Below are 20,438 nucleotides of genomic sequence, written 5' to 3'. Positions count from 1 at the left end.
GTCCGCGGCGGCGGCCGCCCGTCCGTATCCCGGAATGGCGCGTGTAGGCGACACCTACGTGCTTAGGGTGCGGGCACAGCTGTCCGAGCCGAAGGAGCCGCCGCCGTGACCGTGACCGAGCCCGCCCCTGCCGCAGTCCCCACGCCGCCGCTCGCCGCGCGTGCCGCCTCGGTCGGCGGCTCGCCGGTACGGGACATCCTGGCCGTCACCGCGCGGCCCGAGGTGATCAACTTCGCGGGCGGTCTGCCCGCCCCCGGCCTCTTCGACAAGGCCGGCATCGCCGCCGCCTTCGCCGCGGTCCTCGCCGAGCAGCCCGAACGCGCGCTCCAGTACTCCACGACCGAGGGCGAGCCGACGCTGCGTGCCGCCATCGCCGAACGCTTCGACGTGCGCGGGCTGGCAACCGGCGCCGACGACCTCGTGATCACCACCGGTTCGCAGCAGGCGCTCTCGCTCCTCGCCACCGCCCTCATCGAGCCCGGCGAGACCATACTCGTCGAGAGCCCCTGCTACCTGGCGGCGCTGCAGGCCTTCGGGTTCGCCGGCGCGCGCATCGTGCCCGTGCCCTGCGACGAGGCGGGCATCGACCCGGCCGCCCTCGACGAACTGGTCGCCCTGCACCGCCCCAAGCTGCTCTACACCGTCCCCACCTTCCAGAACCCCACCGGCCGCACCATGCCCGCCGAGCGGCGCGCCGCGATCGCGGACGTCGCGGCCCGCAGGGGGCTATGGATCATCGAGGACGACCCGTACGGAGAGCTGCGCTTCGAGGGCGAGCGCGTGCCGTGGATCGCCTCGTACCCCGGGGCCGAGGACCGCACCGTACTGCTCGGCAGCTTCTCCAAGGTGATGGCGCCGGGCCTGCGGCTCGGCTGGCTGCGGGGGCCTGCGGCGCTGCTGCGGGCCTGCGTCATCGCCAAGCAGGCCGCGGATCTGCATACGCCCACCGTCAACCAGCTTGCCGCGGCGCGGTACTTGGCGGACAACGATCTCGACGCGCATGTGGCTCGCGTCGCGGGGGAGTATCGGGTGCGCCGGGACGCGATGCTGGGCGGCCTCGGGGCGGCCTTGCCTGACGGGGCCAGCTGGATTCGGCCCGAGGGCGGGATGTTCGTGTGGGCGAAGCTGCCTGAGGGGTACGACACGGCTGCGCTGCTGCCGGGGGTCGTCGAGCATGACGTGGCTTACGTTCCCGGGGTGCCGTTCTATGCGGCGGGGGAGGCGGATGTCTCCACCCTGCGGATGTGCTTTGTCACGCAGACGCCGGATGAGATTGCTGAAGGGCTGCGGAGGCTGGGGGGTGCGCTTCGGGGGTAGTCGGCTGCGGGTCGTGTGTGGCTGGTCGCGCAGTTCCCCGCGCCCCTAAAGGGGCGCTCAGGTCCCGCGCCTCGTATGAAGCGCGGGACCGTCACGTGATGCTCAGAGCCGCTCGGGCGTCCTGATGCCCAGCAGTGCCATGCCCTGGTGGAGGGTGCGGGCCGTGAGGTCGCAGAGGAACAGGCGGTTCTCGATCTGGGTCGGGGTGTCCGCCTTGAGGACCGGGCACTTGTCGTAGAACGTCGTGTACAGCGACGCCAGTTGGTAGAGGTACGCCGCCAGCTTGTGCGGTGCGTACTCCGCCGCGACCTCTGCCACCGTCTCCGCGAACTGGTCCAGGTGCAGGCCCAACGCCCGCTCGGCGTCGGCCAGTTCGAGCTCCGGGTGGGCCTTCGGGTGTACGTCGCCCGCCTTGCGCAGGATCGACTGGATACGGGCGTACGCGTACTGGAGGTACACCGACGTGTCGCCGTTCAGCGACACCATCTGGTCCAGGTCGAACTTGTAGTCCCGCACCGCCGACGTCGACAGGTCCGCGTACTTCACCGCGCCGATGCCCACCTGGGCGCCGCGCTCGGCGATCTCCTCGTCGGAGAGGTCCTGGGCCTTCTCGCGGACGATGGCCGACGCGCGGTCGATCGCCTCGTCGAGGAGGTCGATCAGGCGCACCGTCTCGCCCTCACGGGTCTTGAACGGCTTGCCGTCCTTGCCGAGGACCGTGCCGAAGCCGAGCTGCACCGCCTTCACGTTCTCCGTCAGCCAGCCCGCCCTGCGGGCCGTCTCGAAGACCATCTTGAAGTGCAGCGACTGCCGCGCGTCCACGACGTACAGCAGCGTGTCCGCCTTCAGGTTGAAGACGCGGTCGCGGATCGCGGAGAGGTCGGTCGCCGCGTACCCGAAGCCGCCGTCGGACTTCTGGACGATCAGCGGGGACGGGTTGCCGTCCGGGCCCTTCACGTCGTCGAAGAAGACGCACAGCGCGCCGTTCGAACGGACCGCGACGCCGGACTCCTCCAGCATGTGGCAGGTCTCCGCCAGCATGTCGTTGTAGCCGGACTCGCCGACGATGTCGGCGTCGGCGATCTCCACGTCCAGCTTGTTGAAGACCGAGTAGAAGTAGACCTTCGACTCGTCGACGAACCGCTGCCAGATCGCGAGGGTCTCCGGGTCGCCCGCCTGCAGGTCCACGACCCGGCGCCGGGCCCGCGTCTTGAACTCCTCGTCGGCGTCGAAGAGCACCTTCGAGGCCTTGTAGACGCGGTTGAGGCTGGACATCGCCTCTTCGCCCGCCTGCTGGCCCTCGGTGTGCTCGTGGCCCAGCTCGTCAGGGTGCTCGATCAGGTACTGCACGAGCATGCCGAACTGGGTGCCCCAGTCGCCGATGTGGTGGCGCCGGACGACCTTCTCGCCGGTGAACTCCAGGATCTGGACCACCGAGTCGCCGATGACCGAGTTCCGCAGGTGGCCGACGTGCATCTCCTTGGCCACGTTCGGCTGGGCGTAGTCGATGACCGTCGTGCCCGGGTGCTCCGCGTACGGAACGCCGAGGCGGTCCGTGTCGGCGTACCGCGCCGCGAGGTTCTCGGTGATCGCCTTGTCGGTGACCGTGATGTTCAGGAAGCCGGGGCCCGAGACCTCGACGTCCTTGATCAGGTCGGGGGCGGTGATCGCAGAGACGACCTGCGTCGCAAGCTCCCGCGGGTTCGCCTTCGCCTTCTTGGCGAGGGCCAGGATCCCGTTGGCCTGGAAGTCGGCCCGGTCGCTACGTCGCAGCAACGGGTCCGCGGAGCCGGCCTCCGGCAGGGCAGCCGAGAGGGCGTCCGCGAGGCGCTGGTGGACGGAGGCGGTGAGGGACGTGACCGAGGCCATGGAGTGGATGCCGTTCTCCTCGAGGTGCAGATAGACCCGGCCAGTATCCCACGGGGGGTAAAGGGGTTTTCGCGGGCGGAGGTCTGGGCGGGCGGGGGAAAAGCGGTTTTCGCGGTTGCGGGTGGAGCTGGGAGAATGGCTGCGTCAAGCGGTACTCACGTAGAAGAAGAAAGGCGTGCCGATCGTGGCTCAGAGCACCGATACCACCGACTGGGTCTCCCGCTATGCGGACGAGGTCATCGCCGAGTCGGAGCGTCGTGCCCCGGGCAAACCGGTCGTCGTCGCGTCCGGACTCTCCCCCTCCGGCCCCATTCACCTGGGCAATCTGCGCGAGGTCATGACCCCGCACCTGGTCGCGGACGAGATCCGGCGGCGCGGGTACGAGGTACGCCACCTGATCTCCTGGGACGACTACGACCGGTACCGCAAGGTCCCGGCCGGCGTCCCCGGCATCGACGAGTCCTGGGCCCAGCACATCGGCAAGCCGCTCACCTCGGTGCCCGCACCGGCCGGGTCCGCGTACCCGAACTGGGCCGAGCACTTCAAGGCGGCCATGACCGAGGCGCTGGACGAGCTGGGTGTCGAGTACGACGGCATCAGCCAGACGGAGCAGTACACGTCCGGGGTCTATCGCGAGCAGATCCTGCACGCGATGAGGCGTCGCGGCGACATCGACGCGATCCTCGACCAGTACCGCACCAAGAAGGCCCCGGCGAAGAAGTCGCAGAAGCCCGTCGACGAGGCCGAGCTGGAGGCCGCCGAGGGCTCCGGCGCCGCGAGCGAGGACGACGGCAGCGGCGGCACCAGCGGGTACTTCCCGTACAAGCCGTACTGCGGCGCCTGCGAGAAGGACCTGACGACCGTCACCTCGTACGACGACGAGAGCACCGAGCTCGCGTACGTCTGCGCGGACTGCGGGCACACCGAGACGGTGCGGCTCAGCGAGTTCAACCGGGGCAAGCTGGTCTGGAAGGTCGACTGGCCCATGCGCTGGGCGTACGAGGGCGTGATCTTCGAGCCGAGCGGCGTGGACCACTCCTCTCCCGGGTCGTCCTTCGTCGTCGGCGGGCAGATCGTCCGCGAGATCTTCGACGGCGTGCAGCCGATCGGTCCCATGTACGCGTTCGTGGGCATCTCCGGGATGGCGAAGATGTCGTCGTCGAAGGGCGGCGTGCCGACCCCGGCCGACGCGCTGAAGATCATGGAGGCGCCGCTGCTTCGCTGGCTTTACGCGCGGCGCAAGCCCAACCAGGCCTTCAAGATCGCCTTCGACCAGGAGATCCAGCGGCTCTACGACGAGTGGGACAAGCTCGACGCGAAGGTCGCCGACGGGTCCGTGCTGCCCGCCGACGCCGCCGCGCACACCCGCGCGGTGCGCACCGCCGCGGGGGATCTGCCCCGGACGCCGCGCCCGCTGCCGTACCGGACGCTCGCGTCCGTCGCGGACATCACGGCCGGCGCCGAGGACCAGACGCTCCGCATCCTGCGGGACCTGGACCCGTCCGACCCGATCACCTCGCTGGACGAGGCGCGGCCGCGGCTCGACCGTGCCGAGAACTGGATCACCACCCAGGTCCCGGCCGACGCGCGGACGATCGTGCGCTCGGAGCCGGACGCGGAGCTGCTCTCGTCCCTGGACGACGAGAGCCGTGAGTCGCTGCGGCTGCTCCTGGAGGGCCTGGACTCGCACTGGTCCCTCGACGGTCTCACCCACCTGGTGTACGGCGTGCCGAAGGTGCGGGCCGGGTTCTCCGCGGACGCCACGGCGAAGGAACTGCCGCCGGAGATCAAGGTCGCGCAGCGGTCGTTCTTCGCGCTGCTCTACCGGCTGCTGGTGACCCGGGAGACGGGGCCGCGGCTGCCGACGCTGCTGCTGGCCGTGGGTGCGGAGCGGGTGCGGAAGCTGCTTGGCTCTTAGCGGTACGTGAACGGGGGCGCCGTCCAGTGGTCTGGGCGGCGCCCTTTCGCGTGCCGCGGGGCCTGGCTGCCGGGGGTCGGGGTTCTGGGGGTGCCGCCTTGCTTTGCGTGCCGCGGACTGGACCGCCACTTCGCGGCGGATCTTTCCCGCCCACCCGCCCGATTGCCCGGGGGTGTTCGGGGTGGGTGGGCGGGAGACGCCCGCCGTGGAGGGCGGTCCCGGTCCGGATTGGCCGCGGACAAGAGAGCCCGCGGCGGCCGTCGTACGCGCTACGCGATGTGCTCCGCGCCCGCGTCCAGCTCCTGTTGGTAGCGGCTGCGGAAGTCACGCAGGTACGGGCGCAGGGTGCTCTCCGCGGGAGGGCCTCCCGCCTGGCCCGTGACGCCGTACAGATCCATCAGGTACAGGCCGAACTGGCGGGCGTTGGGGTAGTCCCCGAGCTCGCTCACGTATTTGCGGAACGCCGAGAAGTACGCGTCGTCACGCGAGACGTCGTCCGGCAGCCCCGGTACGTCGTCCGGCAGCGTCTCCGGTGCCTCCTCGGGCGCCTGCTCCTCGCGCGGGCCCGGAATCAGATGCTGGCCGCCGAGCTGCCTCGTCCGGCCCGGACCCGCGGGCACGGGGAACTCGGGCTCGGCGGCGGGCGCAGCACCCGCGCCCTGCTCGTCGAAGTACGCCTGCTGCTGCTCCAGATACGCCTGCTGCTCGGCATAGGCCTGCTGATCCGCGTACGCCTGCTGCTCCGCGTACCACTGATCGTGCGGCTCCTCAGGAACGTATGAAGGGTGCTGGGCCGCGAACCACGGGCTCTCGTGCGTGGCCGCGGGCTGCTGCTCTTCCGGCGACTCCACCGTCTCCACCGTCAGCGGATCCGCCTGGGTCGGGGGTGCGGTCAGCTCCGGCTGCTGCGGCTCCGCCGTCACCTGTTCCGCCGACGCCGAGACCGGCACGGGCGGAAGCAGCGCAGGCTCGATCCCCGCCGCCGCAAGCCCCGCGGGCGCCGTCTCCGACAGCGGTACGCCGAACCGCGCGAGCCGCAGCGGCATCAGCGCCTCCACCGGAGCCTTGCGGCGCCAGGAGCGACCGAAGCGGGCCTGGAGACGGGCCTGGTAGATGAGGCGGTCCTGCTCCAGCTGGATGACCTGCTCGTACGAACGGATCTCCCACAGCTTCATGCGGCGCCACAGCTTGAACGTGGGCACGGGGGAGAGGAGCCAGCGGGTGAGGCGTACGCCCTCCATGTGCTTGTCCGCGGTGATGTCCGCGATCCGGCCCACCGCATGACGCGCCGCCTCCACGGCGACCACGAACAGGATCGGGATGACGGCGTGCATGCCCACGCCCAGCGGATCCGGCCAGGCCGCCGCGCCGTTGAAGGCGATCGTCGCGGCCGTGAGGAGCCACGCCGTCTGGCGGAGCAGCGGGAAGGGGATACGGATCCACGTCAGGAGGAGATCGAGCGCCAGCAGGACGCAGATGCCCGCGTCGATGCCGATCGGGAAGACCACCGAGAAGCTGCCGAAGCCCTTCTTCTCGGCCAGCTCGCGCACGGCCGCGTACGACCCCGCGAAACCGATACCGGCGATGACGACCGCACCGGCGACGACCACGCCGATGAGTATTCGGTGCGTGCGTGTCAGCTGCATCGCGGCCACCCGCGAACCCCTCCCTGTTCGGTTTATTGCGAGCGACAGCCTGGCACACGTATGCGGAAGAAGGTGTGCCGGTACGGCAGGAGCCCGGCCCATCAGGGGCCGGGCTCCACAACTGCCTTTGCTGCGCTGCGAGTTGCCCGCGAGGCAGGCAGCGGATGCGCTGGCTCTTGCGTTAGCTCTTGCGCTTCTTCGGGCTGGACGAGTCGTCCGAGTCGCTGCCCGAGTCGGAACCGGAGCCCGAACCCGAGTCGGAGCCGGAGCCCGCGCTGGAACCAGAGCCACTGCCCGAGCCGCTGCCCGAACCGGCCGACTTGTTCGCCGAGACGACCGCCGCGGCGGCCTCCTTCGCGGCCTTCTGCGCGTCCTTCGTCAGGTCCTTCGCGTCCGGCGCCTTGTCGCCCGCGAGGCCCGCGCCGTTGTAGTCGATCGTGATGACCGCGTTCTCCACGCGCGTCACGACCGTCTGCTGCTTGAAGCTTTCCTTGTCCTTCTTCAGGTCGTACCGGACGGTCGTCGTCTGGTCGCCCACGCCAGGAACCGGCTCGGTCTTGACGTCCTTCGCGTCCTTCGTCTTCTGCGCGTCCGCGACCTGGTTGGCGAAGCTCTGCTGCGCGCGCTTCTCGCCGCTGCCCAGGGACGCGTCCGAGTCGAAACGCATCAGCGAGACACGGAGCCAGCGGAACTGCGAGCCGTCGACGCCGTTGTTCTCCAGGCTGTCCCACGTGCAGGTGCCGCGCGTCGACGTGTCGTCGGAGTCGCCGGCCTTGCCCGACTTGTCCTTCGCCTTCGGGACCAGGTCCTCGAGCGTCTTCTTCGAGAGGACCTCACACGGCTCGGGCAGCTTGCCGAACGCGGCCTTCTCCACCGCCGCGGGCTTGTCGCCCGCCTTGGCCGGGGCAGAGGCCTTCGAGCCCGAGTCCTTCTTGGCCCCGTCCGAGCCCGAGTCGGAGTCGGAGGAGCAGCCGGAGGCAACGAGGATCACCGGTACGGCGGCTGCGCAGGTGAGTATGCGGGTGAGTCGCTGTGCTGGTCGGTGCATGGTTCCTTCACTCAAGTCACTCAGGACGGCTACATCATCGGTTCGATGGGCCACGGTACGCCGTGCTCGCGGCGGACGACTCCGCTTCCCGTGAGCCGGTCGCCCGTCCGAACCGCCGCTAGTCGGCGAAACCGTCGGCCAGGCTGCTCGCCAGTTCCTGCGCCTTGTCCTGCATTTCCTTGCTGTCGGGGATGTCGGTGCGACGCCCCGGCTGCTCGTCGTACTCGATGGTCACTATGACGTTCGACGTGCGGAACACCACAGTCACCGTGCGGTGCCGGGTGGCGGAGGCGGAGGTGGTGAGGGCGTCGTCGAGGAAGGCCTCGTCGCCGAACTCGTCGAGGACGCGGGGCTGGAGCCCGGCCGGGGTGGCAGCGTCCTCGGGCGAACCGCTGGAGGCACTGCCGCTCGCCTCGCCGTCCCCCTTCTCCTTCTCTTTCCCCTTGCCCTCGTCACCCGACTTGCCGGATTCACCCGAGTCCGCACTGCTCGCACCGTCCGAAGGCTCGCCACCGGCGTCGGCGTCGGCATCGGCGTCGGCGTCGGCATCGCTCGACGCGCTACCGGAAGGCTCAGGCAGATCCGCCTTCTGCACCTTCGACGCATAGACCTCGGTGGCGCGGGTGTCATCGCTGACGGCGGTGTCGTACGACACGACCCGCTCGAAGTCGACGAGAAGGTGGTGCGTGGCGTCCGAGGACTCCACCTTCCACCGGCAGCCCACATGCCGGTCGGTGTCGTACGTGACGGTGGGCTCACCCTCGTACGCCTTCTCCTGCTGCTCCTCGTCCGGCATCTCCGTGATGCCCGGCAGCATCGAGTCGAGCGTGGCGGGGTCGACCTCGCCGCAGGGCTCGGGGAGCGTGCGGTACTTGCCCGGCTCGGCGGCCGCGGTGGAGCTGCCGGGCTCGCCGGGCTTCGAGTCGTCGGCTTCTCCGCCGAGCCCGCCACCGCCGGTGCAGCCGGCGAGCAGCACCGCGAGGAGAGCCGCGACGCCTGGTACGTAGGCCTTCCGCTGCACCGTATGGGCTCCTTCTCGCCGGGGATGTCGGGGGATATTCGGTTGCCGCTGGTGGGCGACCGGTGGACACAATGTGTATCGCACGCACAGCCGTGGACGCCGGTCCGTCATCCCTTTCGTTGACCTTGGCGCCGGTATTTGCGTTTCAAGACTTTCAACACTTTGATTGAACTACGGGGGAATGAGGACGTTATGTCGTACGTGGAGGTTCCCGGGGCAAAGGTGCCGATCCGCATGTGGACGGACCCGGCCTCGGTCGAGGACGTGGCGCTGCAGCAGCTGCAGAACGTCGCGACGCTGCCCTGGATCAAGGGCCTGGCGGTCATGCCGGACGTCCACTACGGCAAGGGCGCGACGGTCGGCTCGGTGATCGCGATGCAGGGCGCGGTGTGCCCCGCGGCGGTGGGCGTGGACATCGGCTGCGGAATGTCGGCGGTCAAGACGTCCCTGACGGCGAACGACCTGCCGGGGGATCTGTCGCGGCTGCGGTCGAAGATCGAGCAGGCGATTCCGGTGGGGCGTGGGATGCATGACGACGCCGTCGACCCGGGGCGACTGCACGGGTTCGCCACCTCGGGGTGGGAGGACTTCTGGGGGCGGTTCGATGGGGTTGCCGATGCGGTCAAGTTCCGTCAGGAGCGGGCGACCAAGCAGATGGGAACGCTCGGGTCCGGAAACCACTTCATCGAGTTCTGTCTCGACGAGTCGGGTTCGGTCTGGCTGATGCTGCACTCCGGATCCCGGAACATCGGCAAGGAACTCGCCGACCACCACATCGGCGTGGCCCAGAAGCTGCCGCACAACCAGGGCCTTGTCGACCGTGACCTGGCGGTCTTCGTCGCGGACACCCCGCAGATGGCGGCGTACCGGAACGACCTCTTCTGGGCCCAGGAGTACGCGAAGTACAACCGCTCGATCATGATGGGGCTCTTCCAGGACGTGGTCCGCAAGGAGTTCAAGAAGGCGAAGGTGACCTTCGAGCCGGTGATCTCCTGCCACCACAACTACGTCAGTGAAGAGCGGTACGACGGGATGGATCTGCTCGTCACCCGGAAGGGCGCGATCCGCGCCGGCAGCGGTGACTTCGGCATCATCCCGGGGTCCATGGGCACGGGCTCGTACATCGTGAAGGGTCTCGGCAACGAGAAGTCCTTCAACTCGGCCTCGCACGGCGCGGGTCGGCGGATGAGCCGTAACGCCGCGAAGAAGCGCTTCTCGACGCAGGACCTGGAGGAGCAGACGCGGGGCGTCGAGTGCCGCAAGGACTCGGGCGTCGTGGATGAGATTCCGGGCGCCTACAAGCCGATCGAGCAGGTCATCGACCAGCAGCGGGATCTGGTTCAGGTCGTCGCGAAGCTGAAGCAGGTCATCTGTGTGAAGGGCTGAGCGCTGGAGCTGGACCAGGTGCATGTCGGGAGGTCGGCAGGGGTCAAGTCGCGTGCCCGCAGGGGGAGTTCCGCGTGGTCCTCGGGGTCATTCCGCGTGTTTGATCGCGAAGATCATCACGAACGCGATGATGTGGATGCCGAAGAGGAAGTACGCCAGGTACCACCACATCAGCTTCTCGTTCTTCGTCTCCTGGGTCAGCCGCTGCTGTTCGGCGGTCGGTTCCGGCCCAGGGGACGGTGTCTCCTCGGGGGTCGGCATCACAGTTCCCTGTGGACCTTTGTGTTCGAGGCCTGGGCGCGGGGGCGGACCACCAGGAGGTCGATGTTGACGTGGGGCGGGCGGGTGACCGCCCAGGTGATCGTGTCCGCCACGTCGTCCGCCGTGAGGGGGGCGGCCACGCCCGCGTAGACCTTCGCCGCCTTCTCCGTGTCGCCGCCGAAGCGGGTCGTGGCGAACTCCTCCGTCTTGACCATGCCGGGGGCGACCTCGATCACGCGGACCGGGGTGCCGACGATCTCCAGGCGGAGGGTCTCGGCGAGGACGTGTTCGGCGTGCTTGGCGGCCACGTAACCGCCGCCGCCCTCGTATGTGCCGTGGCCGGCCGTCGAGGAGAGGACCACGATCGTGCCGTCGGCGCTCGCGGTGAGTGCGGGGAGCAGGGCCTGGGTGACGTTCAGGGTGCCGATGACGTTCGTCTCGTACATCTGGCGCCAGTCGGCGGGGTCCCCGGCGGCGATCGTGTCGGCGCCGAGTGCGCCGCCCGCGTTGTTGACCAGGACCGCGACCTTGCGGAAGGCGGTCGCGAACTCGTCCACGGCGGTGCGGTCGGTGATGTCGAGTGCGTACGCCATCGCGTCGTGGCCCGCGGCCGTGAGCTCCGCGGCGAGTGCCTCGATGCGGTCCTTGCGGCGGGCGGTGAGGACGACGCGGTAGCCGGCGGCCGCGAGCTGCCGTGCGGTGGCGGCGCCGATGCCGCTGCTCGCGCCGGTGACGATCGCGATGCGGGAGGCGGGCGCGGCGTTCGCGGCGGTCATGGCTGCTCCTTGGGCGTTCTGATGCGTACGTACGTACGTTCCTGTCCTGTCCTTCGCCAAGAATAGGCGGGAGCGCCCGTACTCTCAGCGGCCTCTCGGGGCGTACATGATCACTGCCATGCCCGCGAGGCAGATCAGCGCGCCTGTCACGTCCCAGCGGTCGGGCCGGTAGCCGTCGGCGACCATGCCCCAGGCGATCGAACCCGCGACGAAGACGCCGCCGTACGCGGCGAGGATGCGGCCGAACTCGGCGTCCGGCTGGAGGGTGGCGACGAAGCCGTACACGCCGAGCGCGATGACGCCGGCGCCGATCCAGGCCCAGCCCTTGTGCTCGCGCACGCCCTGCCAGACGAGCCATGCGCCGCCGATCTCGAAGAGGGCTGCGACGGCGAAGAGGGCGGCGGAGCGGGCGATGAGCATGGGGAGATCGTGGCATGTGCCGCGCCCTGGGCCTCCCGTCCAGATCTCTGCGTCGTACGATTTCTGTCTGACGCAGATGTCTGACGCAGATGTCTGACGCAGATGTCTGACGCGGATGTCTGAAGCGGATCTCTGATGGGTTGAGGAGGGTGGTCCGTCGTGGCCAGCAAGAAGACCGGTGGGCGGCGTGCGGCTCTGGTGGACGAGTTGTCCGTCGAGTCGCGGCGCTACATGGCCTCGTACGCCCTCTTCAATCAGGCCGTCGCCGATCATCTGAAGCTGCACCCCACCGATCTGCAGTGCGTGAACCTGCTCAGCCTGGAGGCCGAGCCCGTCACCACGGGCCGTATCGCCGAGCTGACCGGTCTGACGACCGGCTCGGCGACGCGGCTCGTCGACCGTCTGGAGAAGGCGGGCTATGTCGTGCGCGAGCGGGACGCCGCCGACCGGCGCAGGGTTCTGGTCTCGACCGTGCCGGAGAAGGTGGCGGAGTTCGGGCGGATGTGGGACAGGCTCGGCGGCGGCTGGTTCGCGCTCTTCGAGCGGTACGACGACGATGAACTGGCCCTGCTGATCGGCCACATGCGCCGCACCGTGGAGTTCAGTGCGGCGCAGGTGGCGCGGTTGCGGGGCGGGGAGTTGGACGCCCCGGCCATCGGCGGCTAGTGATGCTGTTCCTCCTGCGCCCTGCGCGGAAGCAGTCGTACGAGGGGGCAGCAGAGCAGCGTGATGCCCGCGACCACGGCGAGGCTGACGGTCATGGCGTGGGCGGGGCCGTCGTGGACGGTCTTGAAGAAGACCGTGGTGACGGTCGCCGCGCCGATCGCGTTGGCCAGCTGCTGCACCGCGCTCAGTGAGCCGCTGGCGCTGCCCGATTCGGCGGGGGCGATGTCGCCGATGGTGACGTCGTAGACGGTGCCGAAGCAGGTGCCCATGCCGAGGCCGATGACGAGCATGGACGGCACGAGCGCCCAACTGCTCACCCCTGTACCGGAGATGGCGACCAGCGCGAGCAGTGAGCCCGTGCCGGCCAGGGTGATCAGGAGCCCGGCGAGGATGAGCGTGCGGCCGAACCTGCCGATGAGGCGGTAGCAGGCGATGGACGCGATGACGATGCCCGCGGAGAGCGGCATCAGGTTCAGTGCGGCGCCGGACGGCGAGCGGTCGAGGCCCGTCTGCAGGAAGAGCGAGACGACGTAGAGCAGGCCCGATATGGCGGCGAAGAAGACGACGCCGAGGACGAGGCCCGATGTGAAGCCCCGGTTGCGCAGCAGCGAGGGCTGGATCAGCGGGCTCGCGGCGGTGCGCTGGCGGCGGCAGAAGAGCGCGAAGGAGAGGAGCCCCGCGCCGATCAGGGCGACCGGGGCGGTGGACCAGCCGTTGGTGGAGCCCTCGATCAGGCCGGAGAGCAGTCCGAGCATGGTGGCGCCGAGCAGTGCGGAGCCGATGCCGTCGACGGAGGTGGCGCGGTCGCCGGAGTCCTTGGGCAGGAGCCGGGCGGCGGCGATGAGGGCGGCGCCGCCGAGGACGAGGTTGATCAGGAACATGGGGCGCCAGCCGAGGCCCGCGATGTCGGCGTCGATCAGGAATCCGGCGAGGATCGGGCCGCCGACGGCGGAGAGCCCCATGACGGGCCCGAAGAGGCTGAACGCCTTGCCGATCTCCTCGCGTGGCCAGACCGCGCCGAGGATGCCGAAGCCCTGCGGGATGACGAGCGCGCCGAAGGCGCCCTGGGCGAGCCGGGCGACGACGATCGATTCGGGGCTGAAGGCGAGTCCGCAGGCGACGGAGGCGGCGGTGAATCCGGCGAGGCCGAGGAGGAAGAGGCGCCGTCTGCCGTACTTGTCGCCGAGGCGGCCGCCTATGACGAGGAGTACGCCGAGGGCGAGCGCGTAGGAGGCGCCGAGCCACTGGACGAGGGCGGGGCCGCCGGCGAGGTCCTCGGCGATGGTGGGGGCGGCGACGTTGGTGATGGTGGCGTCGACGAGGTCGAGGACGTCGGCGGCGAGGACGACGGCGAGGACGGCCCAGGCTCGCCTCGGGGTCGTCGGGGGGTGGTCTTTGGTCGTGGCCGCGCCGGTGGGCGTGGCGGAGTCCGTGTGCACGGTGGGTCCTTCATCTGCGGGATACGGGATGTGAGAGGTCTTGGGGTACGCGGCCACAGCGGGGCAGGGTCAGATTTGCGCGGCGCTGTGCAGAAGCTGCGTGACGCAGATAAATGTGCGGGAGAGGGGCCGGTGCTGTCAAGGCGGTTCAGTTGCGGGCTGACGGGCTGACGGGCTGACGGGCTGACGGGCCTACGGGCCTACGGGCTGACGGGTCTACGGGCTTACGGGCTTACGGGCTTACGGGCCGGAATTTCCGTACGCCGTCGGCGGGACCCCCACCGTCGCGGTGAAGTCCCTGATCAGGTGGGCCTGGTCGGCGTAGCCGAGCGTGCCGGCCAGGTCGGCCCAGTCCACGTCCGTCTCCAACTCTGCGCGTTCCAGTGCCTCATGGATCCGGTGCCGCAGGATCAGCCACTTCGGGCCCACCCCCACGTACGCCGCGAAGAGCCGCTGCAGCGCCCGTACCGACATGCCCTCGGTGCGCGCGAAGTCGCCGACGCGGCGGATCGTGCGGTCCGTGCGGATGCGTTCGGCGAGGGCCGTCGCGTGGTCCGCCTGCGGGTCGGGGGTGGGGCCCAGGCTCAGCAGGAAGGCGTCGAGCGCGGCCACGCGTGCGTGCTCGTCGTCGGGGGAGAGCACCGCGTCGACCCAGTGGTCCTCGCGTACGTCGCCGAAGACCTCCGTCAGGGGGAGCATTCGCCGTCCCGTCCAGGCGGACACCGGCTCCGACGGCGCGAACGGCCGGAAGCCGCCGGGCCGGAATTTCACCCCGCACACCCGGCCGCGGCCCTCCAGCTTCTGGGTGAAGAGGTCGAGCCCGATGCCTGCCACCTCGGCGAAGGGCTCCTGTCCCGCGAGTGCCTGGAAGACGACGTTGACGGACGGGTGCGGCACGACGTGCGAGGCGTAGGGCTGGGTCAGGTCCCAGTCGATCAGCCAGTACTGCTCCACGTAGGGGCGCAGCGCGGGGGCGGCCAGGTGGCGGCGGAAGCGCGCGTGGGCGAAGAGCCCGGCCGCGTCGACGATGCCCTTGGTGTCGGTGCGGGGAGTGCTGTGCGGGATGCCGTCTGGGGTGGGGGCGGCGTCGGCCATGGCTGGATCGTAAGGCGGGGTGCTTGTGCCGGCGTCGCGTTTCTTCAAGCCGTCGGGCAGGGATCCCTCCTACGGTCGGGGCATGACTGACACCTCTGACACCCCTGCGTACAAGATCGGCGACCTGCTGAGCGCCGCCGCCGCGCAGGCCGTCCCGGTGGTCCGCGCGATCCCGGACGACCGCCTCGCCGCCCCCACCCCGTGCGCCGACTACGACGTGAAGGCCCTGGTCAACCACCTCCTCCAGGTGATCGTCCAGTTCCAGGAGCTGGCCGCCAAGCGGAACTCCGACTTCAGCGAGAGCCCCGATTATGTGGCCGAGGGCGCCGACTGGCGCGACCGCTTCGCGGACGAAGCCCGAAAGCTGGTGGCCGCCTGGTCCGCGCCCGGCGCCGACGAGGGCACCACGGGCGCGATGGACATGCCCGCACGTACTGTCGGCTGCATGGCGCTGCTCGACCTGACCGTGCACGCCTGGGACCTGGCACGGGCCACGGGGCAGGAGTACCGGCCTGCCCCGGAGGGCAGCGGCGTACTGGAGACGCTCCAGGAAGCGGTCGCGGGCTTCGGTCCGACGGCCCGGAAGATGGGCGTCTTCGGGGAGCCGGTCGCGGCACCCGCAGACGCCACCGCCTTGGAGCGATTGCTCGCCGACACCGGCCGCGACCCCCGCTGGACCCCCGCGACCGCCTAGCCGACCCCCCGGGAATACCCCCCACCACCCCCACCGTTCCGTAGGCATAGTTGAACAGTCAACAACCTGCGGAGAGTGAGTCAGCCATGCAGTCCGGATCCGGCATGCAGTTCGGGATCTTCAGCGTCGGCGACGTGACGCCGGACCCCACCACGGGCCGCACCCCCACCGAGCACGAGCGAATCAAGGCCATGGTCGCCATCGCGCTGAAGGCGGAGGAGGTCGGGCTCGACGTCTTCGCGACCGGCGAGCACCACAACCCGCCGTTCGTCCCGTCCTCGCCCACCACGATGCTCGGCTACATCGCCGCCCGCACCGAGAACCTGATCCTCTCCACCTCCACCACCCTCATCACCACGAACGACCCGGTGAAGATCGCCGAGGACTTCGCGATGCTCCAGCACCTCGCCGAAGGCCGGGCCGACGTGATGATGGGCCGCGGCAACACCGGCCCGGTCTACCCGTGGTTCGGCAAGGACATCCGCCAGGGCATCAACCTCGCCGTCGAGAACTACGCGCTCCTGCACCGCCTGTGGCGCGAGGACGTCGTGACGTGGGAGGGCAAGTTCCGTACGCCCCTCCAGTCGTTCACGTCCACGCCCCGCCCGCTGGACGGCGTGGCGCCCTTCGTCTGGCACGGCTCCATCCGCTCCCCGGAGATCGCCGAGCAAGCCGCGTACTACGGCGACGGGTTCTTTCACAACAACATCTTCTGGCCGCAGGAGCACACCAAGAAGATGGTCGAGCTCTACCGCAACCGGTACGCGCACTACGGCCACGGCACGCCCGAGCAGGCGATCGTCGGGCTCGGCGGGCAGGTGTTCATGCGGAAGAACTCCCAGGACGCGGTGCGGGAGTTCCGCCCGTACTTCGACAACGCCCCGGTCTACGGGCACGGCCCGTCCCTGGAGGAGTTCACGTCCCAGACCCCGCTGACCGTCGGCTCCCCGCAGGAGGTCATCGAGCGGACGCTGTCCTTCCGCGACACCGTCGGCGACTACCAGCGCCAGCTGTTCCTGATGGACCACGCGGGCCTGCCCCTCAAGACCGTCCTGGAGCAGCTGGACATCCTCGGCGAGGAGGTCGTCCCGGTCCTGCGCGAGGAGTTCGCCAAGAACCGCCCGGCGAACGTCCCGGACGCACCGACGCACGCCGCCCGCGTGGCGGCGGCCGCACAAACCGCACAGACCGAGGAGGCCACCGCATGAAGCTCGTCGTCGTATCGCCGGTACGCCGGCCCTGATCGCCGCGACCGGCGGCACCCCACGGCACTCGCTGGTCCTGGAGCACGCGATGCGCCCGCTGTTCGCCTACCTGCGGGCGGTCGTCCTGCCGACGGCCGTGTACGCGGCGTCCGAGGACTGGGGAGCGGACGGACTCGACGAGCGCATCGAGCGGGCGGCCGGAGAGCTGGCCGGAATCATGCGGCCCGCGCCGGTCCGGGAAGAGGAGCTGATCCCCTTCGAGAGGCAGCTCGCGGCGCTGCGGGCGGAGTAGGGCGGCGCGCCAAGAGGGAGGCGCGGGGCCTCAGGGCCACACCAGGCAGTAGGCCTGATGCCCCGCGTCATGCAGCCGGTGGCTGAAGTCCTGCCATTCGTGCAGGAGTTGGTACACGTTGAACGCGTCGCGCGGGCCGCCGCGGTCGGGGACCGTGGACCAGATGAACGCCGCGGCGCCGACCGACTCCTCGCCGATGCCGCGCAGCGGGTCGACGACCGTCATGGGGAGCTTGACCACGGCGTAGTCGGGGTGCAGGACGACCAGTTCGAGCGGGGGGACCTTGTGCAGGGGTATGCCCTCGATGCCGGTCAGGACCATCGCGGCCACCGTCTCCGGCTTGATCTTCGTGAACATGCCGCCCATGCCGAGCTCATCGCCGCCCAGCTCCTCGGGGCGCATCGAAATGGGCACACGGGCGGCGGTCGCGCCGTCCGGGGCTCCGAAGTATTTGTACGTCACCCCGCCCACCCGGCCACTCCTGGTTGCCGCCCGGTCCTGCTCCGAATCGCCCAGCTCCGACGTCCGTGGAGTCTGCTTGTCGGCCGCTTCCGCCTCGCGCCGGTGCTTGCCGATCCGCCGGGCACGCCGGGGACCCAGGCCGTCGGTCCCCTCGCCCAGTCCGCCACCGCGATGCATATCTCCACCCGACTGCTTTTCCAGGGCGCCCCGCCCCTGCTTTTCTAGGCCTCGCGGCGCCCGCCACGCAACCCGATCATCGTGTCAGTGACCTCCCCCACGGTCACCCGCTAAAACGTGGGGTGAAACACCTGTCCGCAGGATGCCCGCGCACCTGGCCCGGACCGAGACCGGACCAGGGCCCGAACACGATGCCCGGAGCCTCTGACACCATGGTTCATGTGAGCTTCCCGTATAGCGCCCCAGTTTCGCAGACTCTCTTCGACCGTGCGGCGGCCGTGACGCCCGGCGGTGTGAACTCTCCCGTGCGCGCGTTCCGCGCTGTGGGCGGTACGCCCCGCTTCATGGTGTCCGGTACCGGTCCGTACCTGACGGACGCCGACGGCCGTGAGTACGTCGACCTCGTCTGCTCGTGGGGGCCGATGATCCTCGGCCACTCCCACCCCGATGTGATCGCCGCCGTCCAGGAGGCCGTCTCGCGCGGCACGTCCTTCGGCACGCCGGGCGAGGGCGAGGTCGCGCTCGCCGAGGAGATCGTCGCCCGCATCGAGCCCGTCGAGCAGGTGCGGCTCGTGTCGAGTGGCACCGAGGCCACGATGTCGGCCATCCGCCTCGCCCGCGGATTCACCGGCCGCGCCAAGATCATCAAGTTCGCCGGCTGCTACCACGGGCATGTCGATGCCCTGCTCGCCGCCGCCGGCTCCGGCGTCGCGACCCTCGGCCTTCCGGACACCCCCGGCGTCACCGGCGCCCAGGCGGGCGACACCATCGTCGTCCCGTACAACGATCTCGAAGCGGTGCACGAGGTCTTCCACCGGTACCCCGGAGAGATCGCGTGCGTGATCACGGAGGCGTCGCCGGGCAACATGGGCGTGGTGCCGCCGCGGCCGGGCTTCAACGAAGGCCTCAAGGCCGCCTGCGCCAAGAACGGCGCCCTCTACATCTCCGACGAGGTGATGACCGGCTTCCGCACGTCGAAGGCGGGTTGGTACGGCGTCGACGGCGTACGTCCTGACCTGATGACCTTCGGCAAGGTCATGGGCGGCGGCTTCCCGGCCGCCGCTTTTGGCGGTCGCGCCGATGTCATGGCGCACCTCGCGCCCGTCGGGCCGGTCTACCAGGCGGGCACGCTGTCCGGGAACCCGATCGCGACGGCCGCGGGCCTCGCGCAGCTGCGGCTCCTCGACGACGCGGCGTACGAGAAGGTCGACGCGGTGTCCGAGCGGCTGCGCGGACTCGTGACGGAGGCGCTCACCAAGGAGGGCGTCGCGCACCGGCTGCAGAACGCCTCCAACATGTTCTCCGTCTTCTTCACCGAGCGTGAGGTGCGGAACTACGACGACGCGAAGGCGCAGGAGTCGTTCCGCTTCACCGCCTTCTTCCACTCGATGCTGTCGCAGGGCGTGTATCTGCCGCCGTCGGCGTTCGAGTCCTGGTTTGTGTCCACCGCCCACGACGAGCGGGCGATCGAGCGGATCGCCGCCGCCCTGCCGGGTGCCGCGCGCGCGGCCGCGGAAGCTACGGAGGTCACCGCATGAGCGGTACGGCAGCGGGCGACGAGCTCACCGTCGTCCACGTGATGCGCCACGGCGAGGTGCACAACCCGGAGGGGATCCTCTACGGACGCCTTCCCGACTACCACCTCTCCGAGCTCGGCCGGCAGATGGCCGACCGGGTCGCCGAGCACCTCGCGTCCCGGGACATCACGCATGTCGTCGCCTCTCCGCTGGACCGCGCGCAGGAGACGGCCACGCCGATCGCCAAGGTGCACGGCCTCGACCTCGCGACGGACGGCCGGCTCATCGAGGCGGGCAATGTCTTCCAGGGCAAGACCTTCGGCGTCGGCGACGGCGCGCTGAAGAAGCCGGAGAACTGGAAGCACCTGGTCAACCCCTTCAAGCCGTCCTGGGGCGAGCCGTACGTCGAGCAGGTCGTGCGGATGATGGGCGCGCTCGACGCGGCGAAGGACGCGGCCCGCGGGCACGAGGCGGTGTGCGTCAGCCACCAGCTGCCGATCTGGGTCGTGCGCAGCTTCGTGGAGAAGCGGCGGCTGTGGCACGACCCGCGCAAGCGGCAGTGCACGCTGGCCTCGCTGACGACGTTCACGTACCGCGGCGACAAGATCGTGTCGGTGGGGTACACGGAGCCTGCGCGGGATCTCGTCCCCGTGCATCTCCTGGCAGGGGCCAAACCGGTGAAGGGGAAGGACAAGGCGTTCGGAGCGTGAGCGCTCCGCTGGAATAGCCGTGACACGTGCCGTATTTCATCTGCGGCGTCGTTGTGGCTTGTCGCGCAGTTCCCCGCGCCCCTAATGGGGCGCCTACGCCGGGTAATCGGTTCGCGACTTTATGTCCATTCTTGGTAAAAGGCGCTCAATATGTGCCTAGTTGTCGGAACCCCTCTGTTCTTCGTGCCCTCTAACGAGGCGTCCGTCCTGCGTGACCTGCATGGGCGGGGCGAGGGCGCGACGAACAGGGGATGGAATGCGCGACATCAGTCGCAGGGGAATGCTGGGCCTCGGGGCCGGCGCCGCGGCCGCTTTGGGACTTGCGGGCTGTGGCACGGGCGGCGGCAGCGGCGACAGTCATTCGGCAGGTCCTGCCAAGGGCGGTAACGGCGGCGACAAGCAATCGGCAAAGCCGATCGGGGACGGTTCGACGGCCTTTACGGGGCAGCAGCCCCGGCAGCCCGCCAAGCCCGTTCCGCTGGAGCCGGGGCAGACGCCCCCGCAGTTCGTGGTCTTCTC

18 protein-coding genes and 2 pseudogenes are annotated in these 20,438 nt (G+C 69.8%); 10 read left to right on the top strand and 10 right to left on the bottom strand.

Going from position 1 to position 20,438, the window contains the following annotated elements:
• Positions 1–105 precede the first annotated feature (105 nt).
• Complete coding sequence (locus AB0G47_RS40285; protein WP_360780905.1) at positions 106–1,317, top strand: PLP-dependent aminotransferase family protein; 1,212 nt, start codon at positions 106–108, stop codon at positions 1,315–1,317.
• Positions 1,318–1,419: 102 nt separating this feature from the next.
• Here the strand turns inward: AB0G47_RS40285 and argS are convergent, their stop codons facing one another.
• Positions 1,420–3,186, bottom strand: a complete 1,767-nt coding sequence (gene argS, locus AB0G47_RS40280) for an arginine--tRNA ligase (RefSeq protein ID WP_360780902.1) — start codon at positions 3,184–3,186, stop codon at positions 1,420–1,422.
• A 175-nt stretch (positions 3,187–3,361) separates the two neighbouring features.
• Between argS and lysS the strand changes: the two genes are divergently transcribed.
• Positions 3,362–5,104, top strand: coding sequence for a lysine--tRNA ligase (lysS, locus tag AB0G47_RS40275; protein WP_360780899.1), 1,743 nt, complete (start codon positions 3,362–3,364; stop codon positions 5,102–5,104).
• Between the two features lie 269 nt (positions 5,105–5,373).
• On the opposite strand, the gene AB0G47_RS40270 is transcribed toward lysS, so the two are convergent.
• The 3 genes from AB0G47_RS40270 to AB0G47_RS40260 all read right to left on the bottom strand — a co-directional run bounded on the left by AB0G47_RS40270 (position 5,374) and on the right by AB0G47_RS40260 (position 8,819).
• Positions 5,374–6,759 (bottom strand): DUF2637 domain-containing protein, encoded by a 1,386-nt coding sequence (locus tag AB0G47_RS40270; RefSeq protein ID WP_360780896.1) that lies wholly within the window; start codon positions 6,757–6,759, stop codon positions 5,374–5,376.
• 172 nt (positions 6,760–6,931) lie between these two features.
• A complete protein-coding gene (locus tag AB0G47_RS40265) occupies positions 6,932–7,798 on the bottom strand; it encodes a DUF3558 family protein (protein WP_360780893.1) in 867 nt (288 codons plus the stop codon).
• Between the two features lie 118 nt (positions 7,799–7,916).
• Positions 7,917–8,819 carry a DUF3558 domain-containing protein gene (locus tag AB0G47_RS40260; RefSeq protein ID WP_360780890.1) on the bottom strand — a complete coding sequence of 301 codons (903 nt, stop codon included), beginning with the start codon at positions 8,817–8,819 and terminating at the stop codon, positions 7,917–7,919.
• A gap of 192 nt (positions 8,820–9,011) precedes the next feature.
• Between AB0G47_RS40260 and AB0G47_RS40255 the strand changes: the two genes are divergently transcribed.
• Positions 9,012–10,205 carry an RtcB family protein gene (locus AB0G47_RS40255; protein WP_360780887.1) on the top strand — a complete coding sequence of 398 codons (1,194 nt, stop codon included), beginning with the start codon at positions 9,012–9,014 and terminating at the stop codon, positions 10,203–10,205.
• Positions 10,206–10,292: 87 nt separating this feature from the next.
• Here the strand turns inward: AB0G47_RS40255 and AB0G47_RS40250 are convergent, their stop codons facing one another.
• The 3 genes from AB0G47_RS40250 to AB0G47_RS40240 form a co-directional block, all read right to left on the bottom strand.
• Entirely contained in the window at positions 10,293–10,466 is a 174-nt protein-coding gene (locus tag AB0G47_RS40250) for a hypothetical protein (protein WP_360780884.1), read from the bottom strand.
• The gene (locus AB0G47_RS40245) at positions 10,466–11,242 is read right to left on the bottom strand and encodes an SDR family NAD(P)-dependent oxidoreductase (protein ID WP_360780880.1); all 777 of its coding nucleotides are present in this window, start codon (positions 11,240–11,242) and stop codon (positions 10,466–10,468) included. The genes AB0G47_RS40250 and AB0G47_RS40245 overlap by 1 nt, the downstream gene beginning before the upstream one ends.
• An 84-nt stretch (positions 11,243–11,326) precedes the next feature.
• Positions 11,327–11,662, bottom strand: a complete 336-nt coding sequence (locus AB0G47_RS40240; protein WP_266863568.1) for a YnfA family protein — start codon at positions 11,660–11,662, stop codon at positions 11,327–11,329.
• A 231-nt stretch (positions 11,663–11,893) separates the two neighbouring features.
• Between AB0G47_RS40240 and AB0G47_RS40235 the strand changes: the two genes are divergently transcribed.
• Positions 11,894–12,328, top strand: coding sequence for a MarR family transcriptional regulator (locus AB0G47_RS40235; protein WP_360780964.1), 435 nt, complete (start codon positions 11,894–11,896; stop codon positions 12,326–12,328).
• Here the strand turns inward: AB0G47_RS40235 and AB0G47_RS40230 are convergent.
• The gene (locus AB0G47_RS40230) at positions 12,325–13,767 is read right to left on the bottom strand and encodes an MFS transporter (protein ID WP_360780876.1); all 1,443 of its coding nucleotides are present in this window, start codon (positions 13,765–13,767) and stop codon (positions 12,325–12,327) included. The genes AB0G47_RS40235 and AB0G47_RS40230 overlap by 4 nt on opposite strands.
• 240 nt (positions 13,768–14,007) lie before the next feature.
• Positions 14,008–14,862, bottom strand: coding sequence for a helix-turn-helix domain-containing protein (locus AB0G47_RS40225; RefSeq protein WP_360780873.1), 855 nt, complete (start codon positions 14,860–14,862; stop codon positions 14,008–14,010).
• 82 nt (positions 14,863–14,944) lie between these two features.
• Here AB0G47_RS40225 and AB0G47_RS40220 point away from each other — a divergent pair, with 82 nt between their 5' ends.
• The 3 genes and pseudogenes from AB0G47_RS40220 to AB0G47_RS40210 form a co-directional block, all read left to right on the top strand.
• Positions 14,945–15,556 (top strand): TIGR03086 family metal-binding protein, encoded by a 612-nt coding sequence (locus AB0G47_RS40220; protein WP_360780870.1) that lies wholly within the window; start codon positions 14,945–14,947, stop codon positions 15,554–15,556.
• Positions 15,557–15,660: 104 nt separating this feature from the next.
• Positions 15,661–16,764 (top strand): LLM class flavin-dependent oxidoreductase, encoded by a 1,104-nt coding sequence (locus tag AB0G47_RS40215; protein WP_360780961.1) that lies wholly within the window; start codon positions 15,661–15,663, stop codon positions 16,762–16,764.
• A 10-nt stretch (positions 16,765–16,774) separates the two neighbouring features.
• Positions 16,775–17,053 (top strand): annotated as a pseudogene (locus tag AB0G47_RS40210) (NAD(P)H-dependent oxidoreductase); the annotation flags it as partial.
• Positions 17,054–17,083: 30 nt separating this feature from the next.
• Here the strand turns inward: AB0G47_RS40210 and AB0G47_RS40205 are convergent.
• Positions 17,084–17,524 carry a hypothetical protein gene (locus tag AB0G47_RS40205; RefSeq protein WP_135332860.1) on the bottom strand — a complete coding sequence of 147 codons (441 nt, stop codon included), beginning with the start codon at positions 17,522–17,524 and terminating at the stop codon, positions 17,084–17,086.
• Between the two features lie 380 nt (positions 17,525–17,904).
• Here AB0G47_RS40205 and hemL point away from each other — a divergent pair, with 380 nt between their 5' ends.
• The 3 genes and pseudogenes from hemL to AB0G47_RS40190 form a co-directional block, all read left to right on the top strand.
• Positions 17,905–19,230: a glutamate-1-semialdehyde 2,1-aminomutase gene (gene hemL, locus AB0G47_RS40200; RefSeq protein WP_360780868.1), complete on the top strand. Its 1,326-nt coding sequence runs from the start codon at positions 17,905–17,907 to the stop codon at positions 19,228–19,230.
• Positions 19,227–19,919, top strand: a complete 693-nt coding sequence (locus AB0G47_RS40195; RefSeq protein WP_360780865.1) for a histidine phosphatase family protein — start codon at positions 19,227–19,229, stop codon at positions 19,917–19,919. Before hemL ends, AB0G47_RS40195 begins: the two co-directional genes overlap by 4 nt.
• 256 nt (positions 19,920–20,175) lie before the next feature.
• A pseudogene (locus AB0G47_RS40190) lies at positions 20,176–20,438 on the top strand (hypothetical protein); the annotation flags it as partial.

It is taken from the genome of Streptomyces sp. NPDC021622 (genome assembly GCF_040640795.1).
Lineage (GTDB): Bacteria > Actinomycetota > Actinomycetes > Streptomycetales > Streptomycetaceae > Streptomyces.
This window is presented reverse-complemented; position numbering and strand designations above follow the sequence as displayed.

Bases quoted from the DNA above. Each gene is read 5' to 3' on its own strand.
- AB0G47_RS40240 (WP_266863568.1), bottom strand. From the start codon at position 11,662: ATGCTCATCGCCCGCTCCGCCGCCCTCTTCGCCGTCGCAGCCCTCTTC.
- argS (WP_360780902.1), bottom strand. From the start codon at position 3,186: ATGGCCTCGGTCACGTCCCTCACCGCCTCCGTCCACCAGCGCCTCGCG.
- AB0G47_RS40195 (WP_360780865.1), top strand. From the start codon at position 19,227: ATGAGCGGTACGGCAGCGGGCGACGAGCTCACCGTCGTCCACGTGATG.
- AB0G47_RS40235 (WP_360780964.1), top strand. From the start codon at position 11,894: ATGGCCTCGTACGCCCTCTTCAATCAGGCCGTCGCCGATCATCTGAAG.
- AB0G47_RS40250 (WP_360780884.1), bottom strand. From the start codon at position 10,466: ATGCCGACCCCCGAGGAGACACCGTCCCCTGGGCCGGAACCGACCGCC.
- hemL (WP_360780868.1), top strand. From the start codon at position 17,905: ATGGTTCATGTGAGCTTCCCGTATAGCGCCCCAGTTTCGCAGACTCTC.
- AB0G47_RS40215 (WP_360780961.1), top strand. From the start codon at position 15,661: ATGCAGTTCGGGATCTTCAGCGTCGGCGACGTGACGCCGGACCCCACC.
- AB0G47_RS40245 (WP_360780880.1), bottom strand. From the start codon at position 11,242: ATGACCGCCGCGAACGCCGCGCCCGCCTCCCGCATCGCGATCGTCACC.
- AB0G47_RS40225 (WP_360780873.1), bottom strand. From the start codon at position 14,862: ATGGCCGACGCCGCCCCCACCCCAGACGGCATCCCGCACAGCACTCCC.
- AB0G47_RS40265 (WP_360780893.1), bottom strand. From the start codon at position 7,798: ATGCACCGACCAGCACAGCGACTCACCCGCATACTCACCTGCGCAGCC.
- AB0G47_RS40220 (WP_360780870.1), top strand. From the start codon at position 14,945: ATGACTGACACCTCTGACACCCCTGCGTACAAGATCGGCGACCTGCTG.
- AB0G47_RS40255 (WP_360780887.1), top strand. From the start codon at position 9,012: ATGTCGTACGTGGAGGTTCCCGGGGCAAAGGTGCCGATCCGCATGTGG.